This window comes from Simiduia curdlanivorans (assembly GCF_030409605.1).
Lineage (GTDB): Bacteria > Pseudomonadota > Gammaproteobacteria > Pseudomonadales > Cellvibrionaceae > Simiduia > Simiduia curdlanivorans.
The window spans coordinates 2,213,271-2,226,873 of the sequence record NZ_JAUFQG010000004.1; the positions used below are offsets into that span (position 1 = coordinate 2,213,271).

Here is a 13,603-nt window from a genome sequence, read left to right on the forward strand (position 1 = left end):
GTACTAAAAATCGCCACTTGATTTCTATGACAACATGTTTGGGGATAACAATGAAAAACGAGGACACTATGCATAGCTACCAACCGAAGTATTTAAAGCGTCGTCACTTAGCGACAGCCGTAGCGGCTGCGCTGCTGGGTACCGGAATGTCTGCCAGTTTGCAGGCGCAAAGCTGGCTCGAAGAAGTGACCGTAACCGCCACCAAGCGCGCGGAAAATGTGCAGGATGTGCCCTTGGCAATTTCTGCGTTCTCCGGTGATTTCACCAAAGATAATAACCTCGATGATGTTAAAGATCTCATTAACATTACGCCCGGTATTACTGGTAACTCGAAAGATTCCTTTTTAGATGCGGTAAGCGTTCGCGGTATTCGCACCCAAGATTTTGGCGTGGGCGGCGATCCTTCTGCAGCGTTTTTCAAAAATGATTTCTACGAGGGCCGTAACGGCGCTGCCGTAACCAGCTTGTACGATATGGAGCGCTCGGAAGTGCTGCGCGGGCCGCAGGGTTTCTTGTTTGGTCGCTCTTCCATTGGCGGCGCTATTAGCGTGCATACTGCTAAGCCGGAAATTGGCGGCACTAACTCGGGCTATATCGACGTCGATATTGGCGAGCGTGGTCATGGTGTTGTTGAAGGTGCGATCAATTTACCGGTGAACGATAGTTTTGCTATGCGTGTGGCTGGTTATCACTCTGAAGAAGATGGCTACGTTAAAAACTTTGCCGGTGGCCCTGATTTAATTGCACACGATAAGTCGGCTATTCGTTGGTCTACCGCATACCAGAGCGGCAAGCTTGGCGTAGATACCACGGTTGAATACGAAACGCGCGAGCAGTCGGGCTCGGTTTATCGTGCTGTTAACCAAGGCGATACTTGGCAGGGGTTGCTTGATAGTGGCTTGGTCAACGATACAATGCCCCTTGGCGGCGAACGCGACGCCGATGTGGATCTGCAGGGTGGCGACGCGGACAATGCCGATATCTTGAGCTTAGGTGTGAAATTGAGTTACGACCTAGGTTTTGCCGAATTGGTGTCTAACACTGGTTACAAAGACCACGATTATTACTATTCGGAAGACTACGATGGCACCTCAGTTAATTTATCAAACTATCATCAGGACCAGACCGGCGATTATTTCCAGCAGGAGTTCCGATTAACGTCAACCGGTAGCGATGCGCTCTCTTGGTACGCAGGCGTTTCTTACTACAAAGAAAATATTGATGCTAACTTCCTTTTCCGGACCACGGAAGAGGCTATTTGTATGTATTACTATGCTTCATCTTGTAGCGACTATTACACAGACTTTTACCCGAGCGACACCGGCTATCTCGATGAAGGCAATAACGCGGTAGGTGAATATGAGGGTTGGGCCGGCTATGTGGATCTGACCTATGCCTTTAATGAACGCTGGGATGCTAGCATCGGCGCGCGTTATTCCAAAGATGAAAAGACCTTCAGTCAAAATGTGCCTATGCCCGACAGTTACCTAGGGCCATGGTATGCCTATGGCTATACCACCGATGGCACCATTAAGCAAAGCGATAGTTGGAGCGATACCACCTTGCGCGCACTGGTGCGCTGGCGCCCCAATGACACGGCAATGATTTTTGCCAGTTTCACTCAGGGTTATAAACCAGGTGGCTTCGGCACCTTTAGTATGGATTTTTCTAGCTGTGCCGAGGAAAGCGTAGCGGACTGCTATGACGTCGATCAAGGTGTACAGCAAGGTGAGTTCCCACTCGATACTTTTGAACCAGAAACCGTAGACTCTTTCGAAATCGGCTATAAGGACACGCTGATGGACGGGAAGGCTAATGTGACGGTGACGGCCTTTGCCTACCAGTATCAGGATCTGCAGGTACCTAGTAATGACTTTCCGTCGCGCGTGCTCAACGCCGGTGAAGTGGCGGGCAAAGGGGTTGAGGCTACAGTGATGGCGGCGTTAAATGATAACTTTGATCTTTACCTGGGTATTGGTTATTTAGATACTGAAGCTACCCACATGGCACCCATCTGCGAACTGGACGACTACGATCCGGAAACCATGCCAGATACTTACAGTTATTGTGAGGGCGTGCAGCTATTTTGGTCGCCAGAGTGGGCGGGGAGCGCGGTGCTTAATGCCCATTTTCCGGTCAACGGAGGACAGTGGATAGGCAACCTAGGTGTGACTTGGGAGTCTGAGCGTGGCGGTGGTTATGAACAACTGGCGGAGACAAAAATTGCCGCTTATAACGAGTGGAGTTTCCGCACGGGCTTCCGCGCAGATGACGGTTGGTCTGTTATCGGCTACGTGGAAAACCTGACTGACCAGAACACCTATGATGGAATGAATAACAATGGTGAGCTGGTCCCGGCCCACTTCTTCGGTATGAGCCGTCCGCGCACCATTGGTGTTAGCTTCGGTTATGAATGGGAGTAAGTGGTTGCGTTAGTTCGATAAAAAAGCCCGCAGTTTGCGCAATGCTGTTCACTTAAGAGGAGCGGCATTGCGATTTACTGGGTATCGGGTCTTTGATATTTTAACGGTCCGAGGGGTTGTTGGCCTCGGACGCCTCTCTAAAAACAGGCTGCCAATACCTGACCTCAGCTCTGACAGTCGTCGACCCGTTCCAGATATAGGATTAGAAGCCGCCATCACAATCAACTGAACCGCTATATAATCACATACCGGTTTGAAGCGGATTTCAGACGGGGCGCGATCAAAACTTACCGCCGCCATCGAGGCTTCCCGCCTAATTATGTTGTAGCTCAGTAACAACCCCCAGAGCTCTTGGTACACCAGATCAACTTTCTTACTTCGCAACGTAATCGCATTGTTTTGCATAGCGCTTTTGATGTCTCGGAATCCAAGCTCTATTTCCCATCGCTCTTTGTAAAGCTCTGAGATGTGAGCCGCGCTGAATCTCTCAACAGGTAAAGAGGTCATCACCGATTTAACACCAGACTTGACCTTGTAAGTAACTCTTCGAGCCTGCCATGTTTCTGGCAGCTCGGGATTCTTCTTTCTAGCCTGTGGGGAAACCTTCATTTGAATAAGCTCATCACCATCGCCATAGGTTTCAATGACTTCATGTACGAGCCCTTTTCTCTCTGGTATTAGCCAGTGGCGGTCAGAGCCTTGCTGGCTGAGTGTTAGCATGAAGTTTGCACTCCAAAAACCTTTATCAAACAAGGTCACAGAGCTTTCCGGAATGCTTGATAAGAAGGTCTCAGCAAGTGGGATTTCGCCTCGACGATAAGGACTAATTTGAGCGTCAACCATGATATGAGAGCGCACGTTCATCAAGGCGACAAGTCTCAACATGGGAAACGGCGTTTGCCGCGTAGATGACGTATTACCCGAACCAAAGTGCTCTCGAAGCTCTGGTGTATCCTGGGTGCGAAATAGCGCCCCATCTACCGCCATCACCCTCAAACCGTTCCATTCATCTTCCGAATAGCGTTCGCGCCCCCAGTGCGTACCTGTTTGTCGAAACAACCACTCTACGGGCTCGGAGCCCAGTCGTTTCCGGGCATTAGTGACACCACTTCGAGCTAACAGACTGTCAGAGGCCAGGCCTTGTGCGCATATATTTAAACGTCTAGCCACTTCATGCACAGGTTCATTGCGAAACATCGCCATACCTAAGACAAGCCAGAGCACTTGGTCTGATGGTAGTCGGCGTCGTCTAATCGTCGCGGAGGCACTCAAGCGCAGTGCAGACTCAATCCACTCGATAGGTATGTTTTGCGTGAATGAGCTAACGTCAGAGAAGTTAAAGAGGTCACTTAGGTCGAGCAGATCTCTCTGAAAGTCCATAAAAAAATCCGATGATGTTCCCATCACCGGATTTTCTACAAAGCCCTGCTCTAATTCAATTGCTTAAGTGAACAGCATTGCGCAGTTTGCGGGCTTTTTTTATGCCTGCACCTAGCACGTGTGAGCTTGTGCTTTCATGCTATTGCTGGTACAAAAGTATTATTGTAGGCAGTGAGAAAGCAGATGCTGGAAAACCTCATCAGCCTTGAAGGCGATTCAGACTTTAATCTGCAGGCGCAACTGCGCCAGCAAATTGTCGACCTTGTTTCAAAGGCACTTATCCCACCGGGCAAGCGATTACCCTCATCGCGCAAGCTCGCCGATCATTTAGGTATTGCACGCAATACCGCGGTGCTCGCCTACCAACAATTGATTGATGAGGGCTATTTAGTTAGCCGCGAACGCAGTGGTATTTACGTTAACGAGGCGATGTTGGTGGATTTGCCGACGCAGTTGGCCGATCGTATTCCGAACCCCGCTGCCGGCACCTTTTGGCGCGAACGATTGACCCATTATTGCGCACTCGACGACGTATTTGTCACACCGCCTAACTGGCAAGATTATCCCTTCCCGTTTTTAGAAGGGGAGTTTGATCAGTCGCTGTTTCCCGTGGCCGAGTGGCGCGAGGCCAGCCGGTTGTCTCTCGGTGTGCGCGAAATTCACGATTGGTCTAAGGCGCGCGGCGACGCCGATGACCCGCTCTTGATCGAACAAATTAGAACAAAAATATTGCCGCGCCGGGGCATATCCGCGCGCTCGGATGAAATACTAATTACCAATGGCGCGCAGCAAGGTTTATCCCTTCTAGCGCAACTTTTGTTTACCGATACCACAAGGGTGGCAGTGGAAGAGCCGGGTTACCCAGATTTTCGTAGCCTGGTGCAGCGCGAAGGCGCAAAATTACAATTTATTCCCGTGGATCATCACGGTGTACAAACAGCGAAAAATGATGGTAGCGCGCACTACGTCTATGTGACGCCCAGCCATCAAGTGCCCACCACGGTTACCCTGAGTTCGGAGCGGCGGGTTGAACTCTTGGCGCAGGCGAGTCAGTTTGATCAGGTGATCATCGAAGATGATTTCGACAGTGAAACCAATTTTTTAGGCAACCCTCACGCGGCGATAAAAAGCTTAGATACCGAGGGTCGCGTTATTTATTTAGGCAGTTTGTCGAAAACCTTGTCGGCCGGTTTACGCTTGGGTTTTATGATCGCCCCACCCGAGTTGATTCGCGCGGTGCGCGAGCAGCGGCGCCTAATGTCGCGCTTTCCCGCCGCCAATAATCAGCGCACGGCCGCATTATTTTTATCGCTGGGCCACTTCGATGCCACCACCCGGCGCTTGCAAAAAATATTCAAAGACCGCTGGATCGAGTTGCGCAATGCCTTAAATTATTACCTCACCAAGGCGGTGTTTACCATGCAGTCCGAGGGCGGCACCTGCTGTTGGGTGCAGGGCCCGCCGGGTTTGCACGTGGATGATCTGTGCCGAGAAGCCGATAAGCGCGGCATTCTTATCGAACCTGTGGGGCATTTCTACGGCGCGCAAACTGATCTACCACCCTGTTTTCGTCTCGGCGTGAGCAGCTTACCGCTGGAGAAAATTCGACCCGGAATTGCCAAGTTAGCCGAGCTAATCAAATCGTTATCGAGTCCGCCAGAAGATGCCCTGGATGTCGACTTGGCGAGCTGGTTGACCAGTGCGCCGTTAACCGAAGCCCTAAGCGGCGCGCGCTTGTTGACTAAAACCGTGTACGGCCAGCCCCTGACCATTGATTTGTTTGCCGATGGTCGCATGGTTGGTTACGCCGGCTTTGCCAATGAAGAGCAGGATGAGGGGCGCTGGTGGGTGGCCGATGATCAATTTCACCGGCAGTGGAACCTATGGTCATTCGGTGAGCCACGCAGTTTCTATACCGTGATTGAGCAAGAACAAATCCGTTGGTATGGGTCGGATCGCAGCTTTATCGATAGCGGTATTATTCGCACCCACGAAAGCCGAGCTTAACTGGCGCAATTACGTTTGGGTTTTAAGCCTAAAAATTGACTCAACTTCTTGGCTTATCGCTTCAATATGGGCTTAGCGCCAACACCAATGACACCACGTGACTATGTCCATCTAGTTTCCACACCCCGTCCAAGCGGGTGACGGCCACTAGCGCGGGCGCCAAGCTTGGGCACGCAACAGGCATGGAAAAGTAGTGCCCTAACTGGTGCTATCACAAGCACCAAACTGGTTCTAATTATCTCCCTGTTGATTTCTTATGCTTGACCTTAGTTTGGCGCAGCGCTCTGTTTGGCGCATGGCCAATGAAAACACTCAAGGGGTCGTTGCATGAGCCGATTTGCTGTTGCCGGTTTACAACTTGCACTAAATAACCAAAATAATATCGATGAAATCGTCAAGGAAGTGGGCGCCGTTAAAAAGCGCTTCCCTTGGGTACAAATGATTGTTGTGGGTGAGTTGGCGCTGTTTGGCCCCTCCACGGATAATGCTGTGCGCGCCGATCACGAGGTTTTTGCCCAGCTTGCGGCCGCGGCGCGCGACAACGGTGTTTGGTTAATTCCCGGCTCGCTGTTTGTGGCCGAAGGTCAGCGAGTTTATAACGTGACGCCAGTGTTCAACCCCGAGGGTGTTGAAGTCACTAGCTACCGCAAGATTTTCCCTTTCACTCCCTACGAAAAAGGCGTTACGCCCGGTGCCGAATGCTGCGTATTCGACGTGCCTGAGGTGGGTCGTTTTGGCGTATCTATTTGTTACGACATGTGGTTTCCCGAGGTGTCGCGCACGCTCGCTTGGATGGGGGCCGAAGTTATCATTCACCCAACCATGACCAATACCATCGATCGCGATGTGGAAGTTTCGCTGGTGCGCGCCAATGCGGTATCGAACCAAGTATATTTTATTGATATTAACGTGGCAGGGCGCCTTGGCAATGGTCGCTCTGTGGTGGCAGGCCCTGGTGGTGAAATTATTCACGAGGCCGGCGAGGTGCGAGAAATTATTGCAGTGGAATTGGATCTCGATTACTTGCGTCGCTGTCGCGAGCGCGGCTGGCAAAATCTTGGCCAAGTTCTGAAAAGTTGGCGCGACTGCGATGTTAATTTTCCACCTTATACAGAGGGCGTGAAAAATTCAGCGACATTGCAGCAGCTGGGTGAGTTAGTGGTTCCACTGAAGAGCAGTTGACTGGACTCATGAAAAAACGGCAACTGGTTCTATGGTAGTTAAAACTGCTGGCTCATAGTGTTCATCATTGAATTTAATAATAAAGGTCGAGGGATTTATGCATAAAAATACAGTTTTTTCTCGTAATACACTTTGGTTGGCGTGCGCTACTGCAGTAGTGCCTATGCTTCCGGCCACTAGTTTTGCACAAGACGCTTTCTTGGAAGAAATCATTGTTACCGCCAGCGCGCGAGCACAGGCCATTGAAGATATTCCCTACAATATTTCTGCTGTACAAGGGAGTGATATTGAACAACAAAATATTGTGGATGCTACAGACTTAATGCGCACCATTCCCGGCATCTCTGTGGTAGATCGCGGCCAGCGCAATGCTGGTGTGGTGAATAGCATGGTGATTCGGGGTATTAACGTAGACAATGGCGCCAATGGTGACATAGGTCTTTCTGCGGTACCCACCGTCGCCAGCTATGTTGATCAAACACCTTTGTTTGCCAATTTTTTATTGAAGGATATCGATCGAGTCGAAGTGCTGCGTGGCCCGCAAGGTACGCTTTATGGTTCAGGTGCGTTAGGCGGCACTGTGCGCTATCTCATGAACAAACCTAGCACAGAAGGCTTTGATGCCAGTGTGGCGGGAACTGGTTCGATGACCGAAGGTAGCGATGGCCAAAATTATTCTGCCGATGGCATGATCAACTTACCCCTTGGCGATACAGTGGCGCTGCGTGTTTCGGTCGGCACAGTGCAAAATGCTGGTGTAATCGATTACGTCAACCTGTATGAATTAGCCGATGGTCGGCCTGTGGTCGCAGCCGATGACGGTAGCTGCAAATCTGCTAAAGATTCAAGTTTAAGTGCAACGGAAGTGGCCTTTAATGGAAGTTGTTACACCGAGGAAAAAGATGCCGACAGTGTCTCAATTGATTATGCCCATGCAGCATTGCGCTTTGAACCGTCCGATAATTTTAATCTGCAGTTGAGTTTGCGCACCCAGCGCGATGAAGTAGATGCTCGTCGCAGCACAACCTCGGGTACCGATTACAACGGTAACGCTTACGGTGATTATGAGTCTGGTTCCACTATGCTCGAAGGTTCAGAGCGCGATGTGCAATTAGCCAGTCTTGATATGGAATGGGAGATGGGTTTCGCCACACTCACGAGCAATACATCAAGTTATACCCATGAGGGAAATGGCTGGCGTGACAACACGTCCTTATGGGTGACAGGTAACGATTGGTTTGATTCGCTCTACCCAGGCAATCCCCGCCCCGTAGCCTACGTTAATGCCGGTTACGATGAAGAGGCATTGGTGCAGGAGTTTCGCTTAGTTTCTAATGCAGATGATAGCGTCGTGGATTGGGTGGCTGGCGTTTATTACATGGACCAGGATAAATCTACGACTAATACTAGTTACTTACTTGGTTTGAATGAATACTCCGAGGCTTGCACCACGCTCGGCGCCGCCTGTATCGCCGATGGTGCTTGGTGGTTAGGTGCACCTTTATCTGAAATTGATTTTCTCTACGACCGCAAAGAAACCTTCACTGATTTGGCTGTTTACGGTGAGCTTACTTGGCACTTAAGCGATGTTCTGCGCGTAACGGGTGGTCTGCGTTGGTTTGATAATGAACTGACCAACAGTACTGCGATGGACTTCCCATTGTTTGAAGGTGTGGTGGTGCCTTATGAAGACTTCCCTGCTCAGGAGGAAGATGGTGTACTCAGCAAGCTCAATGCGTCTTGGGATATGTCTGAAAACATTATGTTATATGCTACTTTTTCACAGGGCTTTAGACGTGGTGGCGCCAATGCGGTGCCAGCAAGTGGATTTTTTGCCGAGTTAAACCCAGAAACCGTGATGTTTTATAAAGCGGACCGCGTCGATAACTACGAGCTGGGTATTAAAGGTACGACCGATAGATTGAGATACTCCGCCGATATTTATTACGTGGATTGGAAAGATCCGCAATTAAATACCGCGACTACGTGGTGGGGCTTTTTCATCGCGACTAACGGCGAGTCGGCTAAAACACAAGGTGTCGAGGCGGAGGTAACTTACGCCATAACAGACAATCTGAACCTTAATGCCGGTTATGCCTTTACCAGCGCCGAGCTAACCGCAGACCTTATCAGTCCGCAGTCAGGGGCCGTACTTTCAGAAGACGGGCATCGTTTGCCGAGCACGGCTGAGCATGTGGTGACGCTTTCATTGGATCATCACCATGAGTTGAGTAATGGCTTGTCGCTCAATAGTCGTATTGCCGGCTACTACCAATCAGACTCTATAAACTCAGTGCAAGATACCAGCATCCAAGAAACATTTGATGGTTTTTCACTGTGGAACGGATCGGTGGCCTTGCAGGCTGAAAAATGGACGCTGTCTCTCTATGCTCGCAATATTTTCAACGAAGCCGGAGTCACTGGTAGTTACCCAAGCGCTTATATGAGCACCGATACCAATGTCTTTGAGAACTACTACGGTAACAATCAGCGCAATTATCTGGCCACCCCACGCACTCTAGGCTTGTCAGCAAAATACTACTTTCGCTAGTTTTTTTAATTCCCTTACGGCCGCGCAAGCGGCCTTTTTTATTTAAATGGGACTAAATATTTGTATTAGGTCGCAATTGCCAGTACATTTTAAATGTTGTATTCATGCACGCGCTGGCAGCGCTTTGGCGATAATTCCTAACTCGATAACCAATGCTGATGTTATCTACAGTAAAATTATGACTGTTCATTTTAACCATGCGGTACAACTTTTTGAGCGCAGGGATTTTTCTGGGTTGCTCAGTTATTTAGGTGATGATTACTCGCCTGTGTTTTTACCCCTGCGGGTTCAAGTTTGTATCGCGTTGAATCAAGTTGAAGCCATGCGGCTACTCCTTACGCGGCTAGAGACGCTGAGGTTAGATGTTCATGTGTGGGTGGATATTTCACGCCGACTGCATGCTGCTCAATGGGCAGAGGAGGCATGTAGGGCGGCTTTAATTGCTGCGAGAATCGCGCCGCATAATGCGACAGTATTATCTAACTATGGAATGATCTTGCGGCACTGCGGCCATCTTTCCGAGGCCGCTGATTGGCTATCTCAATCACTGGAGTTAGACCCTACGCAAGGCGAGGCGCAGCTAATTTACGCTGAATTGGCGCCGGGTAAGTCTCAAAAAAGTCACATTGAAACAATCAAGCAGTCATTGCAGCAATCTCCTTTGCCTAAGGAGAATGCGATAGCATTGCACTACGCTGTCGCTCGACATTATGAGTCCTTAGGTGAATGGGGTAGCGTTATGCACCATTTGGCTGAAGGTTCGCGCTTAAAAAGGGCAAGTTTTTCTTACCAAATAGAACGAGATGAACGCATGCTAAAAGCGCTCTCTGTTCAAATCGAGCCCAAGGTCTCGACAGATTTTGTACCCGAACCTGCGCAGAGTCAGCCGATTTTTATTGTAGGTTTACCGCGCACCGGTTCCAGTTTATTGGAGGCGCGGTTAGCGGCAATGTCTGGTGTGCGAGCGGGTGGCGAGCTGCCTTACCTAAACGATGCAATTATGCAGCAATACCGTGAGGAAATTGGCGCGCCGCCAGTTTCGCCTGAGGCGTTTGTTCAAGGTGTTTATGGCCTTAATATGAATGCCATTGGTCGACGCTACATGACCCTAAGTGCACATTTACAAAGCGACTCTTTTTTTACCGATAAGCTGCCCATTAACGGGCTCAATATACCTCTCATTCGGGCTGCATTACCGGATGCGCAGATTATTCATTTACACCGTGATGATCGCGCCATGGGCTTTGCCTTGTATCGGCAATTGTTTGGCAGAGTTTATCCTTACTCTTACGATTTAGTGGAGCTGGGGCGTTATGTACGAGCTTACCGGCAGCTCATGAGTCAGTGGCAGCAAAAAATTAGTGGTGTACATTGGCTAAATTATGAAGTCTTAGTGGCTGATTGGGATGCTCAGTTCTCCCAATTATGTGTAACGATAGGTCTTGCAGAAAAGCAAAAGGAAAATGCAAACGTACATTTTTCAGCCACCGCCAGTGCCAGTCAAATTCGCGCACCTATCCATCAACAAGCCAGCGAACCTTGGCGCCATGTTACGGCACATTTAGCGCCTTACTTACGTCAGTTAGGCTCTTAGGCAATCACCGTTCATTTTAGTTGCCGCCTTAAATTTCCAGAGTTCACAACTGGACTAGTTGAGACAGTAGAACTGGCGCTATTAAATGCCCTGCACTGCTTTAGAGTGGTGTTTCTATGGTCGCTTAGCTCCGCGGCTTTGCGATCACCTAAACTCCGCTTTCAATGGATACTTGAATGACTGCGATCACCACTAAACTCTCGCTTTTCGCATCGCCCAGGCAATCTGCTCACGGGCTCTTGGCGCGTTTCTGTTTGGCCATGTTGGCAACCGCCGGATTCTTCTACGTCAACATTATTCCCGCCTTGGTGGATGGCCTGGTAACGGGCTTAGGCTTTAGCACGGCCGATGCCGGCTCGGTGGCGTCGAGCAACATCTACGGCGCCGCAGTAGGGGCCCTGGTTGCAGTATTTTTGGCGGGGCGAACTTCCTGGCGCTTGGTGTGCGGCTCGCTGTTATTGCTGCTTATTAGCGTGGATTTATTATCGTCTTTTATTACGAACGCCGATTGGTTAATCGGTATTCGTTTTGGCCACGGTTGCATTGGCGGCCTGTTAGTTGGCGTGGCCTACAGCATTTTTGCTCGCACCGAGAGCCCTGAGAAAACCTTTGGCGTGTTGCTGGTGGTGCAATACGGTTTGGGTGGGCTGGGTGTTATGTACCTGCCCAGTTTGGTGGTGGATTTTGGCGCCCCGGTCCTGTTCTGGTCACTCATGCTGTTCAGTGCGGTGAGTTTTTGTTTGCTGTTACTGCTGCCGGATTATCCCGAGCGGCCGCCGGTGGTGAATTTAGCGGGTGAAGCCTCGCCCATGGCCTGGTGGCCATTGCTCGCCACCTTGGCGGCGTTATTCTTATTTCAAGCCGGCAATAATGGCCCCTATGCGGTGGTGATGGGCTTGGCCAAATCTTTTCAGTTGGAGCTGGATTATATTTCTCGCTGGCTGGGCTTTGCCGCTTGGCTGGGTGTGGTGGGCGCGGTGTTGGTGATTGTGGTGTCTAGCCGCATGCGCCGTTTGGTGCCCATGAGTGTGGCGATGATCGTGACGGCTTGGGCTACCTGGTCGTTGATTTATTCCGATCAACCGGGTGTGTTTGCCTTGGCCAACTGCTTGGTGGGGATTACTTGGGCGTTTGTGGTCGCCTACCTACTCGGCATGGCGGCGGAGTTTGATACTAAGGGGCGTATGGCGGCCTTGGCTGGCTTTGCCTCGAAGATGGGCTTGGCCACTGGCTCCTTGGTTGCCGCTAAAATGGTGGGCGACGAAGGCGCCTTGAGCCGTAGCTATGTGCCTATGTTGGGCGTGGCCGGTGCTATGTTGGTGCTCGCTTGGCTGCTGGCCATGCGGCCAGCCTATTTGCTCGATCGAAGTAAGTTTAAACCCAGGGCTTAGTTAATCGGCTCTGGGTTGCCCTTGCCGCCGAGCAAGCCGCCAATGGCTTGGCTCAAGCGCTCGGATCTCTCTGTGTCTCTAAAGGCCGCTAAAAAGTGCGGCCTTAAGGACGGTTGAAATAATAACTCGGCCAATACCCGATTGAAGCTCGCCTGGCCTAAATGCGCTACCTGTTCGAGAAAGGGCAAGGTTAGGCGTTTATCGATCAGGTTGTGACCATGACGAGTGGCAAGGGTGACGATGGCTTCTGCATCTAAGCACTCGGCCTCAAGTGTTCGCTTTAACGCCTCTGCCACAAAGCCCTTGGCGCTACTGCTGGACAGCGCCCGCAAGCCTGCAGTAATGCCGGCAGGATTGTTTGACTGCAAGGCTTGGGTCAAGCGTTCGACAATCACTTCCGTTAACTGAATATCCACTGGCTCGTGTTCGAGTAGGCAACTCAAGGTTTTGAACACCGGCTCGGGAATACCGCCGAGGTTTTGCACCAACAAGGTGTGAATTTGTGGGTCTTTGTGCCGTGCGACTAAGTCGGCTAAACCCTGCAGGCCCAAGGCTTGCCAGTAATCCCAAGGCCCCTGACTGAAATAGTTCAGTACATCCTGATAAAACTGGCTGGGGGCCAGCTTTAAGCGCGCCGTGAGCCGAGCGTGAAAGGCCGCTTGCAGAGCCTCGTTGGGTTGCCACACATAGGGGTTGTTATCCAATACGCTTTTTAGCCGCTCGCCTTGCTCTGCCGCCGCGAGGTTAGTGCCGATGGCAAAGAGTAATTGCTGGACAAATTCATCCCGGCTCTTCAGCGGCATTTTTGCTTGTTCGTCGAGATCAAAACGCAAAAACCAAATGTGCGGCGCTTGCGCCTGACCTTCGCCCCACACCACCAGCGCAAGGTGTGCCTGCCCTAGATAGGGGTAAGGGTAGGGGTTATTGCCCTGTTCAAACTGGGTGAATTGCTTTTTATCGAGGCTCTGTATACGCGCGCCACAATCCTCTGCGCGCCACGTCAGGCCAACCCGCGCCAAGAGGTCGGTGATAGAGCTGATAGGGGAAGGGATAGGTTGCATGTAAGGGTCTCGCT

At 50.7% G+C, this 13,603-nt stretch carries 8 protein-coding genes; 6 read left to right on the forward strand and 2 right to left on the reverse strand.

From position 1 onward, the window contains the following. Positions 1 to 50: 50 nt before the first annotated feature. Complete coding sequence (locus QWY82_RS09910; protein WP_290261794.1) at positions 51 to 2,423, forward strand: TonB-dependent receptor; 2,373 nt, start codon at positions 51 to 53, stop codon at positions 2,421 to 2,423. 48 nt (positions 2,424 to 2,471) lie between these two features. Here the strand turns inward: QWY82_RS09910 and QWY82_RS09915 are convergent, their stop codons facing one another. After that, positions 2,472 to 3,803: an IS4 family transposase gene (locus QWY82_RS09915; protein WP_290259347.1), complete on the reverse strand. Its 1,332-nt coding sequence runs from the start codon at positions 3,801 to 3,803 to the stop codon at positions 2,472 to 2,474. A 183-nt stretch (positions 3,804 to 3,986) separates the two neighbouring features. On the opposite strand from QWY82_RS09915, the gene pdxR reads away from it, so the two are divergent. The 5 genes from pdxR to QWY82_RS09940 all read left to right on the forward strand — a co-directional run bounded on the left by pdxR (position 3,987) and on the right by QWY82_RS09940 (position 12,528). Further along, positions 3,987 to 5,810, forward strand: a complete 1,824-nt coding sequence (gene pdxR / locus QWY82_RS09920) for a MocR-like pyridoxine biosynthesis transcription factor PdxR (protein ID WP_290261796.1) — start codon at positions 3,987 to 3,989, stop codon at positions 5,808 to 5,810. Positions 5,811 to 6,137: 327 nt separating this feature from the next. Continuing rightward, positions 6,138 to 6,992 carry a carbon-nitrogen hydrolase family protein gene (locus QWY82_RS09925; RefSeq protein ID WP_290261798.1) on the forward strand — a complete coding sequence of 285 codons (855 nt, stop codon included), beginning with the start codon at positions 6,138 to 6,140 and terminating at the stop codon, positions 6,990 to 6,992. Between the two features lie 163 nt (positions 6,993 to 7,155). Next, entirely contained in the window at positions 7,156 to 9,543 is a 2,388-nt protein-coding gene (locus tag QWY82_RS09930) for a TonB-dependent receptor (protein WP_290261800.1), read from the forward strand. Between the two features lie 178 nt (positions 9,544 to 9,721). Continuing rightward, on the forward strand, positions 9,722 to 11,137 hold the full coding sequence (locus QWY82_RS09935) for a sulfotransferase family protein (RefSeq protein ID WP_290261802.1): 1,416 nt from the start codon (positions 9,722 to 9,724) through the stop codon (positions 11,135 to 11,137). Between the two features lie 176 nt (positions 11,138 to 11,313). Next, positions 11,314 to 12,528: an MFS transporter gene (locus tag QWY82_RS09940; RefSeq protein WP_290261804.1), complete on the forward strand. Its 1,215-nt coding sequence runs from the start codon at positions 11,314 to 11,316 to the stop codon at positions 12,526 to 12,528. Here the strand turns inward: QWY82_RS09940 and QWY82_RS09945 are convergent. Further along, complete coding sequence (locus tag QWY82_RS09945) at positions 12,525 to 13,589, reverse strand: DUF3549 family protein (RefSeq protein ID WP_290261806.1); 1,065 nt, start codon at positions 13,587 to 13,589, stop codon at positions 12,525 to 12,527. The two genes, QWY82_RS09940 and QWY82_RS09945, sit on opposite strands and share 4 nt — an antisense overlap. Positions 13,590 to 13,603: the final 14 nt, after the last annotated feature.